We start from the raw sequence: 26230 nt of genomic DNA, 5'->3' as shown, positions 1-26230 counted from the left end.
TTACTTTTTAAAGAAAGCATCGATGCACGCATCCCTAAAGGCTTCATTTATATCAGGATGAGAGTGACAAATTCTGTATATATCCTCTGCTGCTGCACCATATGCCATTGCAACCGCTGCTTCATTGATTAGCGTATCAGCGTATGCTCCTATGATATGTACACCGAGTATTGTATCTGCTTGGCTACAAGTCAGAACTTTCACGAATCCCTCAGCATCGTCAGTGACTTTTGCTCTACCGTTTGCAGCAAATTGACATTTACCAACTTTATACTTTCGACCAGCACTTTTTAGTTCTTCTTCAGTTTTACCGATTGAAGAAACTGCAGGGTGGGTGTAAATGACTGACGGTATGATTTCATAATCAACGTGAGGCAATTGCCTTGCTAGTATCTCTGCAACTGCCACCCCTTCTTCCTCAGCTTTGTGAGCAAGCATTGCTCCGCCAATCACATCACCAATAGCAAATATTCCTTTTACGTTGGTTTCATAACTATTGTTGACTTTAATAAAGCCACGACTGTCTTTTTCTATTTTTTCAAGACCCTCAGAGCATGGTTTGCGTCCTGCTGCCACCAATACCTTATCCGCCTCTATAGTATTTGTTTGATTATCTTTTACAGAGCAAACTTTCACACTCAAAGAGTTACTACTTTGTTTTATTCCCTCAACTTTAGTGCTAAGTAAAAATTTTATTCCTTGTTTTTGTAGACTAGAAAGTAGAGACTTACTTAATTCTCCATCCATTGCTGCAGCGATTCTGTCAAAAAATTCTACTACAGTGACTTCAGACCCTAGCCTCCTCCATACAGAAGACATTTCAAGCCCTATTGCCCCGGCTCCGATTACGACAAGTTTTTTTGGTACTTCAGTTAAAGACAATGCACCAGTTGATGAAATAATACTTTTCTCATCGATATTAATTCCTGGCAAAGAAATAACGTCAGAACCGGTTGCAATTACTATATTTTTTGTCTTCAGCACCTTACCTTCAACTGAAACTTCAAGGTTGCCTTGATCAAAAGAAGTAATTTTTCCAAGTCCATTGATCTTAGTAATTTTGTAAAGGTTAAACAGATATTCTATGCCTTTTCCAAGTTCCTGAACTCTAGCGTCTTTATAGCCTATCATTTCTCTCAAATCGAGACTTACATCCTTAACTTTTATGCCAAGTTTTGATAGATTATTTTTCGCGCTAGCATACTGATAAGAGGAATGGAGTAATGCTTTTGATGGTATACACCCAACTCGCAAACACGTGCCACCAAAAATGCTATTTTTGTCTATACAAGCAACTTTGAGTCCAAGTTTTGCAGCAGCAATAGCGCATTTGTAACCACCTGGACCACCACCTATAATAATCAAATCATAATCAGTCATAAAAAACAAACCTATTTTCTAAAGAATAAACACCATTTCCTTCAGTCGTTATATACATCTTACCATGGGTAAATACTGGAGCATGAAACACATTACCGGGTATTTTAATTACCCTTCCTGTACTTTCAGATCCAGGAAAAGCAAATATTGAACCTTTATTACTTGTTACCCAAAGCGTATGGGCATACATAATTGGAACAAACAATTGCACATTCTCTATAAAATCAGATGTCCAAACTGTTTTTCCACTTTGTATGTCGATGCCAATTACCTTATTATCTTTAGTCACCATGAAAATTCTTCCGCCTTCTTTTTGTTTCTCTGCAGGAATAAGAGGGCTATAATATGACTCAATGTTTGATATACTTTTTACTTGTAGTGGCCTTGACCATAAAATATTTCCTGAGTTTACGTCAATGCTATAAATATAAGAGTTGCTCGTAGCTATTAAGATATTATCGTGTACTCTAGGTGTAGTAGTTACATCTGTAAGCTGTGTGTCTAAAAGATTTGTAGCTAATTTTTGGCTCCATAGTTTTTTACCTTCTTCATTAAAAGCTATTAACTCGCCATTTGAAAATGGTGCCATTATTTTATCATTAGAGACTGCTGGTGAGATGGAATATAAACCTCGAACCTCATTTATACCATTTTGATAAGCCCAAATGGGGCTGCCATCTTTTATATCAAATACATGTAGATAGTTATCAATAGTCAATACTACCAACTTATTGTTTATTACTATTGCTTTCCCTCTTGCCGGAGCTCTTAATTCTTTTTCCCATTGAATCTCCCCTGTTTTCGCATCTATTGTGTGTAGAATGTTATCCACTACAAAGAAAACATTTTCTTTGTAGCTCGATAAACTCATATTACCAATTTTTTTCCTACTTGAGAGGTATAATTTCCAATTTATAACTCTTGGGTTATCGATATCAAAGGAATATAAGGTACCGTGCTTGTCTGGTAAAATAACGCTATTTTCTGTAAGTATTGGAGCTACATATCCTTGAGATAATTTTTTATCTACTAAACTTATTCGTTCGCTTGCCATTGTATAGTTACTATACAATAACATTATCATGACAATTATTATTTTCATTATTTAGTGAAAACAAGATTTATTAATATACATACTAGAAACGTAAATCACAACGAAAATGTTCTTAATTGTGGATCAAAAGCATTAACGTAATGTCATGCCATTATGTAAAGATTCTCTTACTGTAATAATTTTTATCAAGTATTGATTAAAACACATTTCGATAGCCCAGACTAACGCTGTCAGTAATATTACCATAATATGAAATGGAAATGGACGCAGCATTTTCACGATGAAAGATATTGTTGTAATGTCATTCATTTAAACTATGCATATCAATTTGAAAAATGTACATTGTCTTATGCTATAGTACCTAAAAGTAAATGCTCAACATACAAAATAACGCTTCACTTTGCAGGCAATGGATATTCTTGGCAGTACTTGCTCTTGCTTGTTCTGGACTGCTGTCAATAATTGTTATTTTTCTACGATTGCCTTTTATTTCTTCTCTCATTCCTTCTGCACAATATATCTTTGATAATGCACTGGTGATACACGTAAATTTGTCAATTTTGGTATGGATGTGCTCTATAATATCTCTGCTCTTCATCATAAACTTAAAAAACACCAATCATTGGTTTAACTTCTCATGGATTCTCTCAATCCTTTCCATGCTGCTAATGTTTATATCTGCATTTGTTCCAAATACTGAAGTTATCAAAAGTAACTATATACCTGTATTACAAAACAAATTATTTTTACTTGGACTCAGTCTTTTCATTACCAGCATATTGATAAATACAGCTCTAGCCTACATATCAAATAAACAAGACTCATATCTTTCAATCGGACAAATTGGCCTGGTCATTATACTTGTGTCATCATTTCTTTGTGTTGTTTTAGCACATAAAAATACGCCTCCAGGTCTATATCACTCAGACAAGAATTTATTTTATGAATATCTCTTTTGGGGAGGCGGACATTTACTGCAGTTTGCCTTTGCTCAAGCAATGTTTTTAGTTTATTTGATCATACTGAATGCTCGCTATATTAGTCTAAATAAAATTACCATTTTACCACTATTTATAAACACAGTTTTGACCGTAGGTGCGCCGTTTATATACTTTATTTATTCGGCGGATAGTGCTGAATTGATACAGTTTTTTACCTGGCATATGAGAATTGCTGGAGCAGTTCTGCCGTGCTTTTTAACAATATTAGTATATTGCAACATAAAAACTCTGCTCAATGATAAGGGCAATTATCTTCTCCACTCGTTTGTATTGTTCATTTATGGAGGTGTGCTTGGAGTGCTAACTATTGAAGGAAATGTCACTATCCCTGCGCATTATCACGGTTCTGTGGTTGGTATTACTATAGCTTTTATGAATTTTGTCTACTGGCTGTTACCAAAATTGGGCTGTAAAGAAATAAAAAGCTCCATAGTAAGATTACAGATTTATGCATATAGCTTGGGACATTTTCTCCACATTACTGGACTTGTTTGGCTTGGTGGATATGGTGCATTAAGAAAAGTTGCAGATCTGCCAAGTATTTCATCAATGTTGGCACGTGCTTGTTTTATTACGGGTGGAGCTATATCAGTTATTGGTGGAATGTTATTCGTAATAATTGTGATTTTACATCTTCTTAAAGGCAAGGCTCGTACCAACTAACCCACAGAAACAAAACTAAAAATTTCAGTGTAAAATTACTATATTTACTTTGTACTATGGCTCAAACAACCTGCTTCAAATTTGGAAAGGCAGTGAAATGAAAAAAACTATATCAAGCTACTGAATTCTTATTTGCTACTCCTTGTGGTTCTTGCGTTTCACTTACTTGAGAACTAGGTTTAAGTGCTAAGTATGTCAGACTAGTAGCTATGAGTGCAGGTACTACTGCTATACTAACCATTAACCATATATCTAATTTAGTTGTATGTTCAAGTGCAGTATATACTACTAACCCAACAGCAAGACCAGTACTAGCAGTAGCGATGTATGTTGCTTTTTCTTTTAGTTGTTTATTTGCTTCATTTTTGGTTTCTAATATTTTCTTTTCTTGCTGTAACTGCTGGATTTGAGTATTTAGTTTATTTTTTTCAGCTTTTAATTCTATATTTTTGTTCTGAGCTATCTCCCTTTTATGTTCTAAGGCTATGTTTAACCGTTCAGCCTGATCCTTTTTAGTTTTTAATTCTATATTTTCATTCTCTAGCTGCTCAAATTTATTTATCTTTTGTTTCATTTCACTTTTTATTTCATTTTTTAATTCATTTCTTATTTTATCTTTCAATGTAGCTATTGCATCTTCTGAGCTTTTTTTACCTTCTAATTCCAGCACGTCTTCAAGCAATTCTACTAAGTCTACTTTTGCTGGGTGAGGCACATAGTATGGATTACTTAGAATATCTATAAGCTCTTTTAAGTTATGAAAGTTAAGCATAATAAACCTCAATACTAAAAATTTATTATGTAATACATTAAAAATTATAAGGTCAAGAAGTATTTGTATCATAACAAGGCTAAATTAAATGATAGACATTAAAATTGCTGTATTTGCTCAATTGTGCTAACTTAAAGCTTAAAACTGAAAAATATTTATGTTAGAAGAAAAATACAGCTTTAGAGAAATTGAAAACAAATACAACATATTATGGGAAGGGAGTAAAGTTTATAAATGGAATGGTGAAAAGGATAATACTTTCACTATAGATACGCCTCCACCAACGATATCGGGAAAGTTACACATCGGTCACATATTTAGCTATTGCCATACGGATTTTATTGCAAGGTTTCAACGTATGCTGGGGAAAGATGTATTTTATCCAATTGGGTTTGATGATAATGGGCTTCCCACTGAAAGGTTAGTTGAGCAAACCTATAGAACCCGCGCAAAAGAAGTTGGCAGAGAAAAATTTATAGAGATGTGCCATGAGGTTATTGAGAAGTCAAAGCAAGAATTCAAGGAGTTATTTAAATCGGTCGGCATTAGTTATGATTGGAGTTTGGAATATCACACGATCAGCAAGGAAGCTGTGGCACTTTCTCAAATGTCATTTGTTGATTTATATAATAAGGGATATGCATACAGGAAAATGCAACCTATTCTTTGGGACCCAGTTGATAAAACCGCAATTGCACAAGCGGAAATAGAAGATAAAATTTTTGAGTCATCTTTAAATACAATAGTTTTTTCCACTGAAGAAAATGAGCAGATTCACATCGCAACTACACGACCTGAGTTGCTTCCAGCATGCGTTGCGGTTTTTTGTCACCCAGAGGATGAACGCTATACTCAGCTGATTGGTAAGATAGCCATAGTGCCAATGACAGGGGCAAAAGTTCCAATAATAGCTGATGATAAGGTTAAAATAGATAAAGGCACTGGGCTTGTTATGTGCTGTACATTCGGTGATGAGCTCGACATATACTGGCAGCAAAAGCATAATCTGCCGGTGACAATTATAATTGATCAGGATGGAAGGATAAACCTGCATGCAGTGTGTGATCAAAAATGGATCCCAGTGTCACGCACTGGGATGACAGGGGAGAAAGATGCCCAGTATCAAGCTACTCAGGTGACAGAGGAGACACATGCCGGTGTCATCCGAGTAGCTGACACTGGGATCCATGGACTAAAAGTTAAAGAAGCAAGAAAGAGGATCATTGAAATCCTCAGTGGAAAAGGACTTTTAATAGAAAGCACTAGCATTTCTCATTCTGTTAAATGTGCTGAAAGATCTGGTGCGCCGCTTGAAATATTACCTACTTATCAATGGTTTGTCAAGACTTTAGAGCAAAAAACTCAAGTATTAGATAAAGTGAGTAAATGTAATTGGCATCCAGAATCTATGCGTAAACGTATGGAGGTGTGGATAGAAGGGCTAAGTTGGGATTGGTGCATCTCAAGACAGCGTTATTTTGGTGTACCATTTCCAGTTTGGTATTCAAAACGTAAGGGAGAAGAAGGCAAAATCATTCTAGCTGAAGTAAAGGATTTACCTGTAGATCCACTCAAAGATTTGCCGAAAGGGTATATTAAAGAAGAAGTTACTCCAGATCAAGATGTGATGGATACTTGGGCAACAAGTGCGATCACTCCTCAATTAAGTGCACTGGCAGTAAACAGTGAGCTCGGTTTACCAAGCCATCGGTATGATAAGATATTTCCTGCAGATCTGCGCAGCCAAAGCCATGAGATAATAAGAACTTGGGCTTTTTATACGATTTTGAAGGCACATTATCATGCAGATTCACTGCCGTGGAAAAATATCATGATTAGTGGTTGGTGTTTGGCTGATGATAAAAAAAAGATGAGTAAATCAAAAGGTAATATCATCACTCCTCATGTAATGCTTGAAACCTATGGAGCTGACGTAGTACGCTATTGGGCAGCAAACTCAAGACTTGGAGTTGACACAGTCTACTCTGAAAATATCTTCAAAATTGGCAAACGACTTGTTACGAAACTTTGGAATGCTAGCAAATTTGTTTCCATGTTTATGGAAAAACATCAAGCATTGAGCATAAATTCCATCAGTGAGACGATGGATAAGTGGATATTGTCCAAATTATATAAAGTGATAGAAAAAACGACGAACAACCTATTACAGTTTGAATACTGCGAAGCTTTGAGCGCAATAGAAGAATTTTTTTGGAAAGATTTTTGTGATAATTACTTAGAGTTAGTTAAAAAACGTGCATATGGAGATGCATTGGACAGCGAGGCAAACATGAGTGCGAAACAGAGTTTGGCATATGTACTCAATATTATTTTGCGGTTATTTGCACCATTTTTGCCATACATTACAGAGGAAATATATCATCAGTTGTATAGTTATAACTCCGTTCACAATAAAAGTAATTGGCCTAACAAGGAAGAACTTACCTATGATAAGTATTCTGAGGAAATGGGAGATAATTTCGTGCAGATATTAAACCTTGTGAGAAAAATAAAAGCAGATAATAACGTATCAGTTAAGCATCTTATACAAAAGTTGATGATAAAAGCGAGTGTAAAAGAGGATGAGTTAAATTATTCTGCTCAGCATGATTTGCAGTCAGTTTGCAATGCTGAAGTGATAGAATGGGTTGAGAGTACAGAAGCAGAGCTTATAACTGAGAATGGAAAATTTACTGTAAGTTTATTGATTGATGTAACTTAGCATTCGTATTACTATACTAATTATTTAGTTGTGAGGTAATAATGATTGGTAATTCATATAATAATAAAATTGAAGAGCAAAAAGATGATTATCATGACTTCATTCAAAGGTTTTTGTTTTTGCTCGGTAAGATAAAAGAAAAGAATAAATCAATTCACACTGCTGTAGCTAGTTTTCACATATTATCTTTTTTAATAAAATACAATGCCAATTTTAATGAAGATGAAGTGTATAAAGCCGTTATCCAAGATTTCAATAATGTAAAGGAGGAGAGACTAGAGCTTCAAGATAAGGCTAAAAAAGTATTGAATGGGTATATTGAAAGTGGTGTTGAAACAGTGTCAATATATGGTAGTTGTGCAGAAGTTAAATTGGGAGCTAATAAAAACAAATTCAAAGTCAGTGAGTTTTTGAATAGTAATTTCTGTCAAGATAATGGAATTTCAGGATTTTCAACTCTGCATAGCAATGGAAAAAATGGAATGCACGGTTTTGTTTCTGAAGAAGGAATAAGGCACTATGTTGTAACTGATGGTGCATACGAAATGACTCTGAATTGGTGTGATGAGGACGGAAAAAAGTGCACTATTATAATTAATATTGATGCTAATGGTATAGAACTTATCGAGCGTAATCGTGTTACTGATGATCAATTGAAAGCAAATAAAGATGTAAAAATAGGTAACTTATTCTTGTATCAAATAAAATTTAGAAATAAGGAGAAAGGCAATCATAAATCATCTGAGATTGTGATAGAAAATAGTAATAGAAATATTAACATTCAAACAACTCAAGAAATTGAGCGTGGCAGAAAAGAAGCTCAAATAGGCAGTACTAAAATGCAAGACAAAATTGCACAAGTTGTAGATGACAGCTTAAACGAAAGAATTAATAAATTGGAAAAAGAAAATACAAGATTAACTGGAAATAATCAAACTATATTAGAACAATTACAGCAAAAAATGAGAGAGGTGGAGGAATTAAATGGAAAGGTAAGGGAAAAAGATGAAGTTTTGGCTGAAGTAACACAAAAACTCAAGCAGCTAAGTGATTCGGTAGAGAGTGAATTTGAAAGGAGAAAAGTAGAGAAGGAAAAGTTAGAGGAGAAGTTAAGGAAAGCGCAAAAAGAGATACAAAAGTTAAGTAAAGAAAAAGCTGAATTAGTGCAAGAAAAGCAAGGCTTGGAAGAATATGCTAAAATTCTAGTTGTCAAAATACAAAAACTAGTTAATCAAATAGGGCGATCAGAGCTTAAACTGGATGAATCAATAAATGAAAATAAAAGGTTAGAACAAGAATTGAATGATACTAAAAAAGATTTAGGTGATAAATATAGTGAAATCCAGAGATTAGAAAGTCAATCACATGAATTAGAATCTAAAAAAGTAACAGAATTGATGACATGTTTAGAAAAGAAAGAGAAAAAAATAGCAGAGTTAGAAGCGCAGTTGCAAAAAGAAAGTTCTGAAACTTATGATTTAATACTTAAATCATCGGATTTAGAAGAAGAAAAAAGACGATTACAAGAAAAGTTAAATGAAAAAACTCAAGAAGTGATTAAACTAACTGTAGATTTAGAAGAACTAAGTAAGCAATCGGAAGAGAAAGAAACTAAATATTTCAGTAAGATTAAAGAGTTAGAAAAAATTCTTAATAAAGAAAGAAAAAACAGTGAAGAGTTGGAAAATTATAGCATCAATCTGGAGGAAGAAAGTCAAATTCAACATGAAAAGTACAAAGAGTTACTATTTGAGAAGCATTCTATAAAAGAAGAAATTTCAGATTTGAATGATCAATCTTCATTAGTTCATCAGAATCGTGTGAGCTTAGCACAAGATTTGGCAAAAAACATGATATATTTGTTCAAAGAGAATGTAAGAGAAGGAGATAAAGTGATTATATCGCAGGAAACTGTATTAGAGATTTTGAATAGATTGAAGGAATTAATCAAGAATGTTGGAGTCAGTGATCAAGAAATAAAAGGAGTAATTGAAGAAATATCTGTACAAACTAATGATAGCCCTGCTTCTTCAAATATGAGTAATGGGGATTTATCAGCACTACCAAATAAAGAGCTGGATGAAACTTCATATTCAGAAGATTTTGGATATTCTAGTAGATGTTCTACTCCTGTCTGATGCCACCTTGCATTTTGAGTTTAGTTAGAATATCAACTAAAGTTTATCACTGGTAAAATTGTGATAAGTGTTCTCCTCTACAGGTAAGACAATTTTAATCAATATATACAAGACTGCTGAAGTTTTGTATATGGGTGATGAGCAATTTACTTAATAAATATAATACATTTTATTTTATAGCTAGTTCTCTGGCTACTCTCACGTTACTTACATCTTTAGCGCTTATTAATGTACCTAGTTCTTTAATTCTCGCTTTAGCTGTATTATCTGTTTTGGCTTTTATGATTTTGTATAAAATAATTATTGACACTAGTAAAGTGGAGAAGAAATTTGCTCACAAAGAGCGTGAGTTGACTCAAGAAAAGCACAATTTATACGAGGAAGAAAGAAAATTTGGTCAAAAAATAGAAGCTGAGAGGAAATCTTTTCTTAAAGAAAAAAAATCTTTGGAGGAGAAATTAGAAGCAAAAATGATCCATATAATTGGAATAACAGACGAATTAGAAAAAGTAACGAAGGAGAAAGATGAGCTTGCTGCACAAGAAAAAGAACTACTCCATAAAATCTCATATTTGTGTAAACAGTTACAGGAAAAAGAAGCTGATCTAACTGAGAGGAAAAAACTTATAATCGAATTGAAAAGAAAAATAGACAATGATAAATATGAGGAATTATATAAGGAAGTAGAGAAATTATCTAAAGAAAAAGAGGAGTTATCTAAGGAAATAGACAAATTACGTAAAGAGAAACATATACTATATATGAAAAAAGAAGAATTACATAAAAGAAAAGAAGAACTTTGTGTGAAATTAGATGAATTACAATGTAAATTTAAAGAAATTGATCAGAAAAATAAAAACTTATCTCAAGAGTTAAAAAGGAAATTTGAAGAGCTAGATAAAGCAGACGGTTTAATTAAAAATCAATCTTTTGAGTTAGACAGAATAAGACAAGATTGTAATAACGAAGTGAAAAATTTAAGAAATTCACTTTTAGAGCGAGACAGTCAAATAAAACAACTTCAATATGTGATAGATAAGATAGAAGAATCGATAAGAGAAAATGAAACAATTAAAGATTATAGCAAAAAAATAATATTAGGGGAGACTCAGAAAATAAAATTTATATTAGGGCAGCTTGTGCAATTCAAGCCAATGAAAGGTTCCAAAACATCGGAGGAAACGTCTGATTCTTTACAGGAAGATCTTGGATATGCCAGTCGTTCACCCACTCCGACCAGATTATCGTGTTCAGTGTCTGTACAAAGCATTGCAAGTGGACCAATCCCTGAATATGGATTGTAAAATGCAACAATTACTCTTATTATAAAAAAAATTATACAAGATAATGAACCCAATAATATGCGCACTGGATACACAAGATTTGAATGAAGCCATATCTTGGGCTAATGGTCTGCGTGATAAGGTTGGCATGGTAAAACTTGGGTTAGAATTTTTTGCTGCACATGGTCCTTCTGGAGTGAGAGAAGTTGCAAAATGCAATGTACCAATTTTTTTAGATCTAAAATTGTATGATATTCCAAACACTGTAGCTAGAACAGTTGAAGCAATAAAAGCTCTAGATGTTGAAATGCTAACATTGCATATCAGTGGTGGAACAAAAATGCTTAAAGAAGCACTAAGTATAGTGCAAGGAAAGAAAATAAAGCTAATTGGAGTAACAGTACTAACTAGTATGGGCAATGAAGATCTGAGTGAACTCGGAGTAGCAAGGGAAGCAAAATCACAGGTAATTTTGCTAGCAAAGCTTGCAAAAAAGATTGGACTACATGGAGTAGTTTGCTCTGCACTAGAAGCTCAAGAAGTGCGCCAAGAATGTGGTAAAGACTTTAAAATTATTACTCCAGGAATCCGTATGAATCGAGGTCATGATGATCAAAAAAGGACAGCAACACCAAAAGAAGCAATAAATTCAGGAGCTGATTATATCGTAATTGGCAGACCAATTACAAAAAGCGGCAATCCCGCAAGTAGTGCAGAATTAATATTGAAATCCCTTACTGATTGAAGCAGGAGAGCGGCAAGGTAGATAAGGTACCATAGAATAAAAGCAACAAACGGTATGTATCCGTTCAGCAGGGTGGCAAAACAAGGTAGACGAGAAAAGATAACTAAATGGGTGTCATCCTAGTGCTTGACACTGGGATCCAGATATAAAAAGTATTTGCAAATTATGCAGTAAACAATAGTCCTTAAGGACATATGTCAAAAACAATGTCCAAAAACTAGATCCCAGTGTCAAGCACTGGGATGACATCATAGACACGCAAAGCTACTTGTTTCAAAAACAGTATGTTAAACTAATTTTGCCTCGAACACAAAGGCAGTGCTTGACACTGTTTACTATGCAAATTGCCACAATGTTCGTACAGCTGTGACTGAAATGATAAAAAGAGGATAATTAAAGGATACCATTTATTGTTTTGGCAAATTTGTACAGCTACGTACTTTATTTGCACATTCTTCTGAACAGATACGCAGCGAAAAAAAATGCTTGACACAAAAAAATGGATGCTGTATAGTGCTAACAATTAATTATAATATTTACCGTGGTGTAATACTACACTGCTTTTTTTACTTCAACAAGTAATCAGTATAATTTTTCTCTCGTTACCAAGCGCCTTACGTTTATTTGTATCTACCATGAAGCCAATGCTGGAATCCAGAAAAAAGACCGGTGAATGGCAGTATACATATACAGTTGTATGAACGTTGTTTACCATGAGGGCGCCTCCCAGCACTGGGATCCATATTGTAAACAAGCGTTTGAGTTATACTAAGCTGCCATTCACCGGTCTTTTTTCTGAATGCAGTTTGCATAACAACGAAAAGGTACTGAGATTAAAGATTACCTTCAAATTACAATACTATTCTAATTTTATTTTTAAAGGAGGCTATTATGTCACTTACTGATATCGCTCACCGTGTTAATGAACTCGCTTCATCATGGGAGCAATTTAAATTAATAAATGATCGCAAACTAAAAGAAATCGAAAGCAAAGGACCTGAGCAGCTATGCAAGATAAATAGTAATATTGATAATTGCAAAGAGCGCTTAGATTTTATTGAAACTTCAGCTCAACGTCCAGAAATTAGCACAGATTTTAACATGGGTGATAAATATTTTTCTGATTATATCCGCAAAGGAATGGAAAGTAGGTTATCACATAAAACCCTAAGTGGAGATGACAATGATATTGGAGGGTATTTAGTTACTCCTCACATTGTAAAACGGATAAACAAGCGTATAGCTGATTCATCTCCAATGCGGCAAATATGTTCTAGTCAAAGAATCTCTACTGAAACATTGGATTATATTATAGAAGATTGTGACCGTGCTGGTGCGGGTTGGAGTGGTGAAGTCGTAGAGGACGAAGATGGTGGCTATAAATCCAAGTATGATTTTGCACAAGACACAAGTACACCTAAAATTCAAAAGATTTCCATCACAACTTATGAGCTCTATGCTCAGCCGCAAATATCACAAAAATTGCTCGATGATGCATTTGTCAATGTTGAAAATTGGCTTGTAGAAAAGGTTGCCGAAACTTTCAGTAAGAAGGAGAATGAAGCCTTTATTAAAGGTGATGGCACTTTTCAACCTAAAGGAATTTTAACTTACGAAAATGGAAATGGTCATAATAAGATAGAGCAAATTAAAGCTGATAAGCTAGACAGCGATGCCATAATGATATTGTACTACTCTCTAAATGAACATTACTCTAAAAATGCATCATTTTTGATGAACAGGAGTACGTTAAAGGACGTTAGGCTACTAAAATCTGAAACAGGTCAGTATCTTTGGCAGCCGAGTTTATCGCTTGAAACTCCAGATACTTTAATGGGAATACCAGTATATCAATCTGCTGATATGCCACCTACAATGATTGCAGTAGCGGATTTCAAACAAGCTTATAAGATCGTAGATAACAGAGGAATGAGAATACTTAGAGACCCTTATACAAACAAACCTTATGTTAGATTTTTTGTTACTAAGCGTGTTGGCGGGGAAGTTGTCAACACCAGAGCTATTAAATTGTTGAAAATTGCGAGCAAGTACTAAAATTTTTATGAAATAATTGACATATTATACTTTTTATGTAATAATTAAATTATTATTAATTTAAGGAGTAAAATATGTTAGGAAAAATAAAAAACTTTTTTCAGTCGATTGCAGGAGGTATTGCATCAATCTGGAACAGCATTAAAAACTTGTGGTCTAGTAAACCGCAAAAAAATAGTGTAATTGAACTAGTGAAGGGTGAATCCAATCATTGGGGTGTTATTAAAGAAAATGGTAATAAGCAGTTAGTACTGCATACAAACAAAAAGAATGTACCAGAAATTATGGATTGGAGAAATATTGATTGTAAAAGTCCATCAAAATATCATGTAAATATCAAATCTGGCAAAGCTATATTCAAAATTGCTTACAGCGAACTTGTTGCCACGAACGATAATTCGGTATCCTTTATAGTGGACTCGGTAGATGATGGTAAAACTTTGTCTTGTGAGTTAGAAGGAATGAAAAAGATGTTGGGTTTAAATAGTAAGCGTACAGTTGGTACTATAGATAAAATATCTCAGAAACCTGAAGTTGTAAGTTCTACATCTAAAGTGCCTGCAAGTGATAGCAAGGTACTAAGCTCAGAAGCTGGTAAACCTAGTAAGGTGCTAGATAAGCCAGCTATAAATTCATCAATACCTATTATGCCATTTTCATAAAGAGTATCTTTTCTTCACAAAAGAGCACCTCCTTTGGTGCTCTTTTTTCTTTATAAGTTTTCTCCATAGGAGAAAATTGACAAATTAAACTTTATATATAATAATTAAATTATTAATTTAAGGAGTAAAGTATGTGGGAAAGTATAAAAAACTTTTTTAAGTGGATTGCTGATCGTAGAGGAATTTCATGGATTGCAAGAAAAATTTCATCAGGTTGGAATTGGTTATTTAGCAGTAAAGCAAATACTGCTCAAGAAAATATATCACCAAAGAGACCTTCAGATGAGAATGTAAATAAAAGTCCAACTGTTAGCACCCCTATGCAAAATGAGACTGAAGAACCTGTATCTAAAACAGGTACAAACGTCGAGCCAGCAGAAAATTTTCCAGAAAAATCAGAACAACCAAGAAGGCACGTAAATCCTAATAAACCTAATGTTATTCAACAAAGCACAAATCCAGAGAGTTATTTTGAATTTATCGATAACAAATTACTATTTGTTATAACAAACGAGAATTATAAACGTCTTGAAGAAAAATGTAAAAATGAAGACAAAAATGGTAAAGTTATACCTGGAGAATTTCGTATATTTGTAGAGTGTGAAAGTAACAAGTTTTGTATTACTGGCCCTTATAGTTCATGTCAAGATGTAGATGATGGAAAGAAATCTGTATCCATAACTTCAGTGAAGAAACAGCATGACAAGGGAACTATTTCAAAAGACCCATTAGAAATGATGTATAAAGTAGGCTTGGATGAGAACAAAAAGCTTGTTAAAATAACTAAAATGTCCAAAAAGCCATTTGAAATTACAACAACTAATCTTCCAGAACTTGTTGCTAATGAACCTAAAACCGGTAGGTTATATTGAACTTGACGAGAATTACTTATGGTTAAATTTGGAAGAGAGTATAAAAGTTCAGGATTATCAAGGTAGTCAAAACGAGGTAGAACCCCTTTTTAATCTTCTTATATATCTAAGATGTGATAAAGAAGAATATCGCATTACTGGTGTTGATAATTGTATCAATGATTGTTTTGGTATATCTGTAAAATCAATAATAAAGAAGAATAGAGATGGTAATTATATCGATGACGATAAAATATTAGTTCAAGACAATATTGAGCATGTGAAAGAAATGTTAGGATTGAAAGATGATGTAACAGAGATTAAAGTAGATAGTATATCTAATGAACCATTTGGAGTGAAAATACCTACTACTACGTCACAACAAATGGTTAACAATAAGGAAGTGACTACTGAATCAGAGAAGCCTTATGATACAATAGATACACAACCAAGTCTAACAATTGGAGTACCATCAACAGAGAGACATTATGTCACTAATCCAAGTGTAGATTGAAACGGTTATTGTTAAAACAAACCCTTCACAAAAGAGCACCTCCTTTGGTGCTCTTTTTTTCTTTATACGTTCTCTATAGAAAAAGTTGACATACTATGCTTTTTATATAATAATATAAATTATTAATTTAAGGAGTAAAATATGTTTAAAAAAATAAAAAACTTTTTTAAGTGGATTGCTGATCACATAGGAATTTCATGGATTGCAAGAAAAATTTCATCAGGCTGTAAGCGGCTGTTTGGTGGTAAAAAAAGTGAAACAAGTGTTGCGAAACAAAGCATATCACAGCAAGGACAATCTTCAGGTAAAACTACTATTGAAGAAAAAAACAAGAGTTAATAAATGCTTTTACTGCATCTCTTTCTAAGTTTAGAGAAGATTTATCTGATCTTACTCTGAGGAAGTGACTACTGAATCAGAGGAGTTTTATGATGCAGAAGTTACATAACCAAGTTCAACAACTCGAGCACTAGCAACAGAAAGACATTGTGTCTCTAATCCGAGCAAAGTAGGAAGCGGTTATTATTAATTAGTAAACAAATCCTTCACAAAAGAGCACCTCCTTTGGTGCTCTTTTTTTCTTTATACGTTTTCCATAGGAGAAAATTGACAAATTAAACTTTATATATAATAATTAAATTATTAATTTAAGGAGTAAAGTATGTGGGAAAGTATAAAAAACTTTTTTAAGTGGATTGCTGATCGTAGAGGAATTTCATGGATTGCAAGAAAAATTTCATCAGGTTGGAATTGGTTATTTAGCAGTAAAGCAAATACTGCTCAAGAAAATATATCACCAAAGAGACCTTCAGATGAGAATGTAAATAAAAGTCCAACTGTTAGCACCCCTATGCAAAATGAGACTGAAGAATCTGTATCTAAAACAGATATAAACGTAGAGCCAGCAGAAAATTTTCCAGAAAAATCAAATGATGAGCCTAAAGGAGTAGGTTATATTAAACTTGAAAAGAATCACTTATATTTACGTTTGGAAAAGGGTATAAAAATTAAGGATTATAAATATAGTTTAACCCAGGACAAATTTTCTCCTCAGCTTCTTGTATATCTAAGGTGTGATAAAGGAGAATATCGCATTACTGGTAGTGGTAATAATTACTATGGCGTTTCTGAATATGTAATTGTAAAATCAGTACTAAAGAAGAAAGAAGATGGTAATTATATCGATGACGATAAAATATTAGTGCAAGACAATATTGAGCATGTGAAAGAAATGTTAGGATTGAAAGATGATGTAACAGAGATTAAAGTAGATAATATATCTAATCAGCCGTTTGAAGGTACAGCGTTGGAGCAGCATAATCTCAATCCTACTACGGCACAACAAATGGTTAACAATAAGGAAGTGACTACTGAATCAGAGAAGCTTTATGATACAATAGATACACAACCAAGTCTAACAATTGGAGTATCATCAACAGAGAGACATTATGTCACTAATCCCAGTGTAAATGGAAACGGTTATTATTAAAACAAACCCTTCACAAAAGAGCACCAAAGTTGGTGCTCTTTTTTTCTTTATAAGTTTTCTCCATAGGAGAAAATTGACTAATTACAATTTTTCGTATCAATTTTCAATAGATTCATCGATGTATAGCTATAGTTTTATCAGTGTAAGGCTAAATATGCTAAGCTTATAAAGATGACAAAGCTTCAAAAAAAGCCTAACATAGTGGAAAAAGCTTTATGAAAATCAAAGTTGGAGTAATAGGCTGCTTAGGCAGAATGGGTAAGAAAATACTCAATGAATTAATTACGAATACCAAAGTGGAAATAGCAGGTGCTGTTGCTCGCTTGGGCAGTGAGTATATAGGCTTAGATATTGGGCCTATTGTAGGCAATAATTGCAATTTGGGAATCAAAGTTACAAGTTCCATTAATGAGGTATTTGAATCGTCCGATGTTGTAATAGATTTTACAACTAAAGAATGTATGCTAGAATGCCTTAAGGCGGCCGTGAAATTTAAAAAACCGCTAGTTAGTGGCACAACTGGAATAGAAGGTCTAAATTTAAAAGAATATGCTGCTAAAGTTCCAATATTATGGTCAGCAAATATGAGTGTTGGAGTTAATGTGTTGCTGAAATTGGTAAAAGAAGCTGCCAAGCTTTTAGGTAATGAGTATGACGTTGAAATTTGGGAAATGCATCACAATTTAAAAAAGGATTCACCATCTGGAACAGCTATAGAGTTTGGTAAAGCAGTTGCTAACGCTGCAAAAGTGGATTTTGAGCTCAATCAATATTCACATAATAATTCAAATATAAGAGGGAAAGGAGGAATAGGCTTTGCAGTATCTCGTGGAGGTGGAGTAATAGGAGATCACAGTGTCATGTTTGTCAATTCCGATGAACGAGTAGAATTAAATCACAAGGCAATTGACCGCACAACGTTTGCTAGAGGGGCGGTTCAAGCAGCAATATGGTTGTGCGAGAATAAACAGGAAATACCAGGACTTTATTCAATGCAGGATTTAGTATGAGCGATAAATACGCTTTCGTTAAAAATTTAAATCTTTGGTATGGCTCTAAACAAGTTTTATTCGATATAAATTTGAATATTTGCAAAAAGAAAGTCACAACTTTTATCGGACCTTCTGGGTGCGGTAAATCGACATTTTTGCGTTGTTTCAATCGTATGAATGATTACGTACCTGGATGTAGAGCGACTGGTGAACTGGTAATCGATGGGCTGGGTAATATATATTCACGTGATATGGATGTTGTATTGCTCAGAGCAAAAGTTGGTATGGTATTTCAAAAACCCAATCCTTTTCCAAAGTCAATATATGATAATGTTGCTTATGGGCCTAAATTGCATGGCATGGTGAAAAATAAGCAAAAATTAGATGAAATAGTAGAAAGTAGTTTAACTAAGGTTGGTTTATGGGAAGAGTTGAAAGATAGATTGCAAGATAGTGCACTAAATTTATCTGGTGGCCAGCAACAAAGATTATGCATTGCTCGTGCAATTGCAGTAAAGCCAACTATTTTATTAATGGATGAACCATGCTCTGCTCTTGATCCAATGGCAACCAATGCAATCGAAAATCTTATACAAGAATTGAAATTGAGGTTCACCATAATTATGGTAACTCATTCGATGAAGCAAGCTAAAAAATTATCTGACAGCATAGTTTTCTTTTGCAATGGCAAGATTGTTGAATTCGGAAGTACTCAAGAAATCTTTGAAAATGCTCAGTCTCCTTTAACGAAGGAGTATATTCTGGATCATTAGCTTAATAGTTGATATTTTAATTTTTTCTATGTATAATTTTATCAAGTTTGTTGTGATAGGTGGTTAAAATGTTTAGTACAAGTGAAGCAACAAAAAAGTTGTTTAAAGCTATTGAATTTCAAAATGCTAGTGGTGAAAGAATAACACCTGAGGAAGCTTGGAATCATTTTCAACAAGCATTGAAAGAAGGAGCGAATGTTAACGCTTTTGAGGATGGGATGACACCTTTGATGTGCATTATTTCAGCTTTTGTTACTAGTAATAACGATGAACATCAATATTTAGAGCTTATGGCTAAGTTGCTTGTAGAACATAAAAAAATCGATTTAAATATTAAAAGCAAGCAAGCTGTTATTGAGAGAAAACCAAAGAAACATGATGGTTATCCAGTGTACGAATTTGAGGGGAGAGAAGTAGTAGATCAGGGTAGAGGGGGTTGTGTATACCTTAACAATTCACAACCTGTTAATGAAGGATTTATACCTCAAAATTATGCTCGTGCAGAGGAGGAAATTAAGACCGGCAAGAAGGAAAAAAATACAGCTCTACACATTGCTTGCAAGTTGGGAAATGTAGACATGATAAAAATATTACTTACACATCCAAATATCAAACCTAATATTCAAAACTATGAAAACAAAAGTCCAAGAGATTGTATTGCAGGACATGTCAAGAAAGCAATAGAACCAGAATTCCTAAAGATAGAAGCAGTCGCTCAAAAAAGGAAACAAACTAATTATGCTTGTGCTTTTTTGTTATCTGGAGTACTTGCTGTTGGTCTATGTTTCACAGTTTATAACCCAGTTCCGTTTGCTGCAGCTGCATTGCTGTTCTTTGCAATAGGGTGTGGTTGTCTGTATAGAGCAAATACAGTTCTTAACGATGTAAATTTCTCTCAGGTTGATTTCGAACATGCTAAGTGATTTATCTGTTCAGGTAAGGTATCATTCCAGCACTTGATGCTGGAATCAAGCTAATTTGGTAAATACCTTACAATGTTTGATGACTAAAAGACTGGATGCCAGACTGGCATGACACCCATTTCTTTCTAGTCTTGTCATTCGAGTAGCTGAAACTAGCTGCTTTTCTGTATTCCAGTGTCAGCTACTGGAATGACATTATGGAATACAGCTTTTTGATCGAAAATGTTGTCTTATCTGCAATGAATTTTGCTGGATAGCTACACCCATTTAGTTGTCTTTTCTCGTCTACCTTATTTTATCACTCTGCTGAACAGATACCTTTACTTTTTATGATTTCATTGGCAAGAATACGGCTTTCAAAATCGATACTTGTTATGTCGGATAGTGAGTTAATATCAGAGTACTTGTCAAAGTTTTCTATTGTTGATTTTACTACCTCTACTACTTCTAAAAAGCCGATTCGTGACTTCAAAAATTCGTTAACAGCTATCTCATTTGCAGCGTTCAAAACAATACTATTTGTATGTGGAGAAGAAGAATTTAACACTTCCATGCTTAGCTTTAGTGAAGAAAAACATTTGTGGTCTGGTTCTTGAAAGGTCAATTTTCCTTGCTTTGTTAAATCTAATTTATGATTTAAAGTTGATCTTTCTGGCCAAGACAAAGCATATGCAATGGGAATTTCCATATCAGTTTCTGCAAGCACAGCAAAGCTGAATCCATCGTGATAAACGACAATTCCATGTACTATCGATTCAGGGTGCACTACTGCTTCAATTCTATTTGGACTAATATTAAACAAATGATGTGCTTCTATTATTTCTAGTGCTTTATTCATCATTGTTGCACTATCAACTGAGATTTTCTTTCCCATTTTCCAAGTAGGGTGATTTAGTGCCTGATCTACTGTAATATCTTTTAATTGTTCAAGGCTATAATTTAAAAATGGTCCACCAGAGGCAGTGAGTATAATCTTTTCTACACATTTATCATCATTTTGCAAAACTTGAAAAATTGCGTTGTGTTCAGAGTCAATAGGGATTATTTGTACGTTTCTTTCTTTAGCTTTTTCAAGCAGTAACTTGCCACCACAAACAATGCTTTCTTTATTTGCCAGGGCAATAACTTTAGTACCGCTTTCTATAACCTTTATAACTGGCTCAAGTCCTGCGATGCCAACTATTGCAATAACTGAGAGATCAACGGGTAGAGAAGCAACATTTGCTAGACCTGGAGCACCAACTTCTACTTTGACGTTTGTACCAAGTAGATCTTCTTTTAAATCTTTGTAGAACCTTTCATCAGAAATGGCAGCATATTTTGCATTAAGTAGATTTGCCTGTTGTGCTAGCAGAGCAAAGTTAGAATTGGCACTTAGTGCTTCCACCTGATATTCTTCCTTTCTCTTTAAGAGCAAATCTACAGTCTTTTTTCCAATGCTTCCTGTTGATCCTAAAACTGAAACTTTTTTCACTAATTACAATAAAATCTTCTTAGTTATTTAGTAACCAAGCTCATGATCATCACCAACAGATGGTGAAGGACCAGGTGAAAAAGATTGGCCATGATGATCACCTGCATCATGCATATCATGCAAACCATCGGCACTTTGAGCTATTTCATTGTTAGAGTGGGGATAATCATCCGGATGATGCCCCTCATCACCGTAGTCCATACCCATTCCTTCTGATGGCATATCTTCTCCACCACCACCTGAAAAATATTCAGCAAGACTTTCAAGAAATTTTATGCCAAACATATTACCTGATTTCCCAAATAACGTTACTAGACTGCTACCACTGACCAAACCTTCAAACACATTATTATAAGCAGCAATTGCTCCTTCATGAAAGTTGAACATCCACTTCATTCCATCCACAATTGTTGCAACAGAGTCACTATGACCAAGACCGAAACCACTTTTCTCACTAGCGGCTTCCTGGTGTTGCTGCTGTGCCTGCCATTCTGCAATATTTGGACCTTGTGCTTCACTCATAAACTTTTATTCTAAGCCTTAAGCTATTATTTTACCAAAAACACTGTAAAATATCAATTGTTTAAGAGAGGTTATCATAAAAATAGCTAACACTAAGCTATTTTTATGATTCTGATTACTCTATACCAAAACATCGATGATGTGGTGCGACCTGAAAGTCTTCGGTCATATTGTTTAAAAGGAGAGGAATTCATTCAGAAAGAAACTGAAAGGATTCTAAAACTTATTAAACCAGATGTTTTGCCGTCTGAGTCTACGCATCAGTGCGAATCGGGCAACCGGTTGGTGCCAAGCGATGCGGACAATGAACCTCCTCTTGAAAAAGAAGATGCTCAATCGTGAGAGGGGCATAAACTGCAAGCATCATGTGGTTGGAGGGCTAGGCTAGTGGTATGGTGAACGTAAGTGAAGCTTTATAAGTACCGATACGATGAAAGAGCTAAAGATGCTGATAAGCTCTGACCAAAAGGTAATGTGGATAAGTTACATTTTTCATTTCTAGATGTACGCAAATAATAACTCCACCGGTATAGAGAAGCCACCTAACCCACTATTGTATGACTGGAGAAACAGGGTAAGCCTGTATTTTCGCCTACATGGCAAGCAAACCGCAAGGAATGCTGATGGAAGTGCAGGTAAAGGAGAATGGAGAAAGCGAATGCCATTTTGTAACGAAATGGATAGAATTTGTAACATTAATTCGCGTGAAAACGAGCAGACTTCCGTTTGGTCCCTCGTGACAAGAAACTTTGTTAACCACTTAAGGGAGGAAAGCAGATGATTACAAGTAAACCTGTAAGTGCATCTACCAAAAGCTTTGAAGCATGGAAGCAGTTGCCATGGAAGAAATGCCAGAAAGTTATTGTGAGGCTACAAAGACGTATTGTTAAGGCTGTCCAAGAAGGAAGATGGGGTAAGGTAAAAACTTTACAACATCTTCTCACACGCTCTTTTAGCGGAAAAGCTTTGGCTGTTAAGAGAGTAACTGAAAACCAAGGAAAAAACACAGCGGGTGTAGATCGTCAACTATGGTCAACTTGCAATGCTAAATTTCAAGGAATAAAGCAGTTAAAGCAAAGAGGATATAAACCTTCTCCGCTAAAACGGATTTATATCAGTAAATCTAATGGCAAAAGAAGACCTCTTGGAATACCAACGATAAAAGATAGAGCCATGCAAGCATTATATCTGTTTGCTCTGGAACCGATAGCTGAAACGATCAGTGATCGTCACTCCTATGGCTTTAGACCTAAAAGATCCTGTGCAGATGCTACAGTAGCTTGTCATTTGTTACTGGCAAGTCGTAATCAACTACAATGGATACTTGAAGGTGATATCAAAGGATGCTTTGACAACATTAATCATGAATGGCTTATGAAGCATATTCCTATGGAGAAAAAAATTCTGCATAGTTGGTTAAAAGCTGGCTTCCTAGAATCAAAAACTCTGTATCCCACAACTGCAGGTACCCCGCAAGGTGGTATAATTTCTCCAATACTAGCCAATTTAGCCTTAAACGGACTTGAAAAGTTATTGGAAAGTCGATTTGGTAAACTCGGCAGTAGAAAAAGAAACAAAATCAGAAGTGGAGTGAATGTAATCAGATACGCAGACGACTTTATTATTTCAGGTTTCACACATGAAGTACTGGAAAAGGAAGTTAAGCCTTTAGTATCATCTTTTCTTCATGAGCGAGGTTTAATTCTGTCAGAAGAGAAGACAAAGATTACATCTATCACAACAGGGTTTGACTTTCTTGGTTGTAATGTACGTAGATATAATAAGAAGTTAATTATTAAACCTTCGAAAGAAAGTATTAAAAGACTTCTGAATAAAGCACGTACATTGATAAAAGCAAATATAGCGAACACTCAGGCTATAGTAATTAAGTCACTCAACTCTCTACTGAGAGGATGGGGAAATTACTATCACCATGTGTGTGCTAAAAAAGCGTTTAGAAAGATCGACAATGAAATTTGGCATAGTTTATGGAAATGGGCAAAGAAAAGACATCCTCGTAAAGGATTACGTTGGATAAAGAATCGTTACTTCAAAGTAATGGGTCAACGCCAATGGGTTTTTGCTGCACCCCTATGCAAGAACAAACCAAAAGAGATACGGTATTTAAGACTGCTTAAGCTGATTGATATACCTATCAGACGACATGTTAAAATCAGAGCGGATGCAAATCCCCTTGACTTAAAATGGAAAAAGTATTTTGATGAGAGAGTGAAACGAACAAGAATGTTAGCAAGCTCTTTCTCAAGAGAAGGTTCTCTACTGTTGGTGTCACCATTAAGAATGATGTTTCCTGAGGAATCATGAAGGACAAGCCGGTTCTAGAAAAGAAGAACTTAGATAAGGGGCTCAAGCGTAGTGTTGGGAAACCTGCATGCTGCGTTTCTAAGGGAGGGGGTAGTAGTAATACTGCTTCCTTACCTGACCTGTGGTAACAAAGTGATGACTTGAGGTTTAAGATAGCTTCTATTTCTTCTTAGAAGACTGCTCCTCTCTCTTTCCTTTTTATTTTATTATCTTAATACTAACTTACTCATAAATTATTGACAAGTACTAATAATTTAATTATTATTAATATTATATTAATAATAAGGAAGAGGAATGCTTACTAATAATAATAACACACCATCATCAGCTCCGCCACCACCCCCACCTCCACCACCTGCAGATTGGAGAAAAAATTGGAAGCCAGCGAAAAATAACGATAAAAATGAAAACACTCTTGGTAGTACTCCATCAAAAACCAGCAATAGCACTCAATTAAAAAAAGTTCAATCTAAGAGTCCTGTTCAACAATCACCTTTCAATTTTGAAGAGAGTTTAGTATTTAAGAAAATACAAGAAAAAAATAATGTGGATAGCGAAACTGCAGATGAAGGAAGCAATATTAGACAGAGTGAGCCAAATAGAGGATTAACTCCCAAGCCTGTATCACCTAGAGTTTTGAGTCCTCAACAAGATAATTGTAATAGTAACAAACCTTCAGGAACTAACAATAGTACTCAATCAGAAAAAGGGCTATCTGAGAATCCTATTCAACTTGCAACAGAACAAAAAATCGATACTCCCATTTTGATTAATACTTTAGTTGGAATAAGTAAGACAGCTGCCTTAAAATATTCAATTGCTACTTTGTTGCTATGTATATCTAGTGTTACAGCTGGTATATATACATATCTTTCGATTTCAGTAACACTAAGTGATCCAGTACTTTTCACAGTTATTGCTTTTGTTTCTGCATCGGTTATGTTGAGCTTAGCTGCATATCTTATCAATTCACACCTTTCTGCAATAAACAGCGAGAAAAAAGTTGATCCTGGTAGAAAACAATCACAAGATTTACAGAAAGCAAAAGGACTTGAACACAGCAATACTCATACATCATCACCTCCAGTAGCGCTTAGAACATCCAGTGTACCGACACCACCACCTCCTCCATTGCCACAAAATGCTGCACCACTACCATCTCCGCCGCCTCCTCCTACAGCTTCCAAGTATACGGAGAAACCTAAGAATGGTGCACCGAAAAAGGCTAATGAATCTAAGCATGATCGTTCTGATCTGCTTGAACAGATAAGAAAAGGTACGAAGTTAAAACCTATTAATGATGGTGCACCGGAGAAGGCTATTGATTCTGAACAAAACAAGTCATTACCTGCGGGTGCCAAACAAGAAACAAAAGAAGAGTATTTTGCAAGAATTGAGAAGTTGCGAGAAGAGAATAAGCAACGTACAATGAGGAATGCTCAATGTCATGATTCTGGGATAGCTAATATCCTGAAGAGGAGACCAGCAATAGAATTTTCTAGTAGTGAAAGTGAAGTTTCTGACCACAGTGACAGTGATGATTGGAGCAATGATAAATCGAAAAAACCGAAAGAGAAAAAGCTGACAAAATCCAGGAAAAAACCTACGCCTTCAAACTCCCAACCAGAAGATGAAAGAGGAAGCAAGAGTCCTGACAGTGGTCATGAATCTGATGATAATGTAAAACCTAAATCCACAACTCCACCACGTTCTACACTAAAGGCAGAGAAGCCACCGATATCGCCTAAGCCTGTTAATTCAAAAACGAAATCTGAAGCTTCTCCTGCAGCACAAGCAAATAATGTTGACTCAGTGAATAGTGAGGTGCAAAAACCATTTCAAGTTCAAAGTGTTGTAGATCGAGGTAAGAGAAAGTAGTACACTCTTCTTAA

Annotated in this window: 23 protein-coding genes; 17 read left to right on the top strand and 6 right to left on the bottom strand. The window is 34.8% G+C overall.

Annotated features, from left to right (window positions below):
- The 3 genes from lpdA to OOK82_RS02505 form a co-directional block, all read right to left on the bottom strand.
- Positions 1-1380, bottom strand: coding sequence for a dihydrolipoyl dehydrogenase (lpdA, locus tag OOK82_RS02515; RefSeq protein ID WP_264687146.1), 1380 nt, complete (start codon positions 1378-1380; stop codon positions 1-3).
- Positions 1373-2482: an outer membrane protein assembly factor BamB family protein gene (locus OOK82_RS02510; protein WP_264687145.1), complete on the bottom strand. Its 1110-nt coding sequence runs from the start codon at positions 2480-2482 to the stop codon at positions 1373-1375. The genes lpdA and OOK82_RS02510 overlap by 8 nt, the downstream gene beginning before the upstream one ends.
- Positions 2483-2566: 84 nt before the next feature.
- Complete coding sequence (locus OOK82_RS02505; RefSeq protein ID WP_160141980.1) at positions 2567-2743, bottom strand: hypothetical protein; 177 nt, start codon at positions 2741-2743, stop codon at positions 2567-2569.
- Between the two features lie 62 nt (positions 2744-2805).
- Between OOK82_RS02505 and OOK82_RS02495 the strand changes: the two genes are divergently transcribed.
- Positions 2806-4098: a cbb3-type cytochrome c oxidase subunit I gene (locus OOK82_RS02495; RefSeq protein ID WP_458694681.1), complete on the top strand. Its 1293-nt coding sequence runs from the start codon at positions 2806-2808 to the stop codon at positions 4096-4098.
- Positions 4099-4210: 112 nt separating this feature from the next.
- Here OOK82_RS02495 and OOK82_RS02490 read toward each other — a convergent pair whose 3' ends face one another.
- A complete protein-coding gene (locus OOK82_RS02490; RefSeq protein WP_264687144.1) occupies positions 4211-4870 on the bottom strand; it encodes a hypothetical protein in 660 nt (219 codons plus the stop codon).
- A gap of 157 nt (positions 4871-5027) precedes the next feature.
- On the opposite strand from OOK82_RS02490, the gene OOK82_RS02485 reads away from it, so the two are divergent.
- The 13 genes from OOK82_RS02485 (at position 5028) to OOK82_RS02425 (ending at position 20017) form a co-directional block, all read left to right on the top strand.
- Entirely contained in the window at positions 5028-7592 is a 2565-nt protein-coding gene (locus OOK82_RS02485) for a valine--tRNA ligase (RefSeq protein WP_264687143.1), read from the top strand.
- 41 nt (positions 7593-7633) lie between these two features.
- A complete protein-coding gene (locus OOK82_RS02480; protein ID WP_264704402.1) occupies positions 7634-9730 on the top strand; it encodes a coiled-coil domain-containing protein in 2097 nt (698 codons plus the stop codon).
- Between the two features lie 137 nt (positions 9731-9867).
- Positions 9868-11034, top strand: coding sequence for a hypothetical protein (locus tag OOK82_RS02475; RefSeq protein ID WP_406718701.1), 1167 nt, complete (start codon positions 9868-9870; stop codon positions 11032-11034).
- Positions 11035-11077: 43 nt separating this feature from the next.
- Complete coding sequence (gene pyrF, locus OOK82_RS02470) at positions 11078-11758, top strand: orotidine-5'-phosphate decarboxylase (RefSeq protein ID WP_017532286.1); 681 nt, start codon at positions 11078-11080, stop codon at positions 11756-11758.
- Between the two features lie 891 nt (positions 11759-12649).
- Positions 12650-13813 (top strand): phage major capsid protein, encoded by a 1164-nt coding sequence (locus OOK82_RS02465; RefSeq protein WP_264704401.1) that lies wholly within the window; start codon positions 12650-12652, stop codon positions 13811-13813.
- A gap of 74 nt (positions 13814-13887) precedes the next feature.
- On the top strand, positions 13888-14475 hold the full coding sequence (locus tag OOK82_RS02460; protein WP_264687139.1) for a hypothetical protein: 588 nt from the start codon (positions 13888-13890) through the stop codon (positions 14473-14475).
- 131 nt (positions 14476-14606) lie between these two features.
- Positions 14607-15347, top strand: a complete 741-nt coding sequence (locus OOK82_RS02455) for a hypothetical protein (RefSeq protein WP_264704400.1) — start codon at positions 14607-14609, stop codon at positions 15345-15347.
- Between the two features lie 28 nt (positions 15348-15375).
- Complete coding sequence (locus OOK82_RS02450; RefSeq protein ID WP_264687137.1) at positions 15376-15840, top strand: hypothetical protein; 465 nt, start codon at positions 15376-15378, stop codon at positions 15838-15840.
- Between the two features lie 141 nt (positions 15841-15981).
- Positions 15982-16179: a hypothetical protein gene (locus OOK82_RS02445; RefSeq protein ID WP_149168885.1), complete on the top strand. Its 198-nt coding sequence runs from the start codon at positions 15982-15984 to the stop codon at positions 16177-16179.
- A 322-nt stretch (positions 16180-16501) separates the two neighbouring features.
- Positions 16502-17329, top strand: a complete 828-nt coding sequence (locus OOK82_RS02440; protein ID WP_264687136.1) for a hypothetical protein — start codon at positions 16502-16504, stop codon at positions 17327-17329.
- A 215-nt stretch (positions 17330-17544) separates the two neighbouring features.
- Complete coding sequence (gene dapB / locus OOK82_RS02435; RefSeq protein ID WP_264374698.1) at positions 17545-18339, top strand: 4-hydroxy-tetrahydrodipicolinate reductase; 795 nt, start codon at positions 17545-17547, stop codon at positions 18337-18339.
- The gene (gene pstB / locus OOK82_RS02430) at positions 18336-19094 is read left to right on the top strand and encodes a phosphate ABC transporter ATP-binding protein PstB (RefSeq protein ID WP_010401422.1); all 759 of its coding nucleotides are present in this window, start codon (positions 18336-18338) and stop codon (positions 19092-19094) included. The genes dapB and pstB overlap by 4 nt, the downstream gene beginning before the upstream one ends.
- A 68-nt stretch (positions 19095-19162) precedes the next feature.
- Entirely contained in the window at positions 19163-20017 is an 855-nt protein-coding gene (locus tag OOK82_RS02425; protein ID WP_264687135.1) for an ankyrin repeat domain-containing protein, read from the top strand.
- A gap of 298 nt (positions 20018-20315) precedes the next feature.
- Here the strand turns inward: OOK82_RS02425 and dxr are convergent, their stop codons facing one another.
- Both dxr and OOK82_RS02415 read right to left on the bottom strand, forming a co-directional pair.
- Positions 20316-21491 (bottom strand): 1-deoxy-D-xylulose-5-phosphate reductoisomerase, encoded by a 1176-nt coding sequence (gene dxr / locus OOK82_RS02420; RefSeq protein WP_264687134.1) that lies wholly within the window; start codon positions 21489-21491, stop codon positions 20316-20318.
- A gap of 27 nt (positions 21492-21518) precedes the next feature.
- Entirely contained in the window at positions 21519-22013 is a 495-nt protein-coding gene (locus OOK82_RS02415; RefSeq protein ID WP_010406678.1) for a hypothetical protein, read from the bottom strand.
- Positions 22014-22790: 777 nt separating this feature from the next.
- Here OOK82_RS02415 and ltrA point away from each other — a divergent pair.
- The 3 genes from ltrA to OOK82_RS02400 all read left to right on the top strand — a co-directional run bounded on the left by ltrA (position 22791) and on the right by OOK82_RS02400 (position 26216).
- Complete coding sequence (gene ltrA / locus OOK82_RS02410; RefSeq protein WP_264330863.1) at positions 22791-24338, top strand: group II intron reverse transcriptase/maturase; 1548 nt, start codon at positions 22791-22793, stop codon at positions 24336-24338.
- Complete coding sequence (locus OOK82_RS02405; RefSeq protein ID WP_256365558.1) at positions 24335-24466, top strand: hypothetical protein; 132 nt, start codon at positions 24335-24337, stop codon at positions 24464-24466. Before ltrA ends, OOK82_RS02405 begins: the two co-directional genes overlap by 4 nt.
- A gap of 166 nt (positions 24467-24632) precedes the next feature.
- Positions 24633-26216, top strand: coding sequence for a WH2 domain-containing protein (locus OOK82_RS02400; protein ID WP_264704399.1), 1584 nt, complete (start codon positions 24633-24635; stop codon positions 26214-26216).
- The last annotated feature ends 14 nt before the right edge of the window (positions 26217-26230 follow it).

This window comes from Wolbachia endosymbiont (group B) of Apotomis betuletana, assembly GCF_947250475.1.
GTDB lineage: Bacteria > Pseudomonadota > Alphaproteobacteria > Rickettsiales > Anaplasmataceae > Wolbachia.
The sequence above is the reverse complement of the archived record's forward strand: the minus strand, read 5'-3'. Positions and strand labels throughout refer to the sequence as shown.

Bases quoted from the DNA above. Each gene is read 5' to 3' on its own strand.
- lpdA (WP_264687146.1), bottom strand. From the start codon at position 1,380: ATGACTGATTATGATTTGATTATTATAGGTGGTGGTCCAGGTGGTTAC.
- OOK82_RS02510 (WP_264687145.1), bottom strand. From the start codon at position 2,482: ATGAAAATAATAATTGTCATGATAATGTTATTGTATAGTAACTATACA.
- OOK82_RS02505 (WP_160141980.1), bottom strand. From the start codon at position 2,743: ATGAATGACATTACAACAATATCTTTCATCGTGAAAATGCTGCGTCCA.
- OOK82_RS02495 (WP_458694681.1), top strand. From the start codon at position 2,806: ATGCTCAACATACAAAATAACGCTTCACTTTGCAGGCAATGGATATTC.
- OOK82_RS02490 (WP_264687144.1), bottom strand. From the start codon at position 4,870: ATGCTTAACTTTCATAACTTAAAAGAGCTTATAGATATTCTAAGTAAT.
- OOK82_RS02485 (WP_264687143.1), top strand. From the start codon at position 5,028: ATGTTAGAAGAAAAATACAGCTTTAGAGAAATTGAAAACAAATACAAC.
- OOK82_RS02480 (WP_264704402.1), top strand. From the start codon at position 7,634: ATGATTGGTAATTCATATAATAATAAAATTGAAGAGCAAAAAGATGAT.
- OOK82_RS02475 (WP_406718701.1), top strand. From the start codon at position 9,868: ATGAGCAATTTACTTAATAAATATAATACATTTTATTTTATAGCTAGT.
- pyrF (WP_017532286.1), top strand. From the start codon at position 11,078: ATGAACCCAATAATATGCGCACTGGATACACAAGATTTGAATGAAGCC.
- OOK82_RS02465 (WP_264704401.1), top strand. From the start codon at position 12,650: ATGTCACTTACTGATATCGCTCACCGTGTTAATGAACTCGCTTCATCA.
- OOK82_RS02460 (WP_264687139.1), top strand. From the start codon at position 13,888: ATGTTAGGAAAAATAAAAAACTTTTTTCAGTCGATTGCAGGAGGTATT.
- OOK82_RS02455 (WP_264704400.1), top strand. From the start codon at position 14,607: ATGTGGGAAAGTATAAAAAACTTTTTTAAGTGGATTGCTGATCGTAGA.
- OOK82_RS02445 (WP_149168885.1), top strand. From the start codon at position 15,982: ATGTTTAAAAAAATAAAAAACTTTTTTAAGTGGATTGCTGATCACATA.
- OOK82_RS02440 (WP_264687136.1), top strand. From the start codon at position 16,502: ATGTGGGAAAGTATAAAAAACTTTTTTAAGTGGATTGCTGATCGTAGA.
- dapB (WP_264374698.1), top strand. From the start codon at position 17,545: ATGAAAATCAAAGTTGGAGTAATAGGCTGCTTAGGCAGAATGGGTAAG.
- pstB (WP_010401422.1), top strand. From the start codon at position 18,336: ATGAGCGATAAATACGCTTTCGTTAAAAATTTAAATCTTTGGTATGGC.
- OOK82_RS02425 (WP_264687135.1), top strand. From the start codon at position 19,163: ATGTTTAGTACAAGTGAAGCAACAAAAAAGTTGTTTAAAGCTATTGAA.
- OOK82_RS02415 (WP_010406678.1), bottom strand. From the start codon at position 22,013: ATGAGTGAAGCACAAGGTCCAAATATTGCAGAATGGCAGGCACAGCAG.
- ltrA (WP_264330863.1), top strand. From the start codon at position 22,791: ATGATTACAAGTAAACCTGTAAGTGCATCTACCAAAAGCTTTGAAGCA.
- OOK82_RS02405 (WP_256365558.1), top strand. From the start codon at position 24,335: ATGAAGGACAAGCCGGTTCTAGAAAAGAAGAACTTAGATAAGGGGCTC.
- OOK82_RS02400 (WP_264704399.1), top strand. From the start codon at position 24,633: ATGCTTACTAATAATAATAACACACCATCATCAGCTCCGCCACCACCC.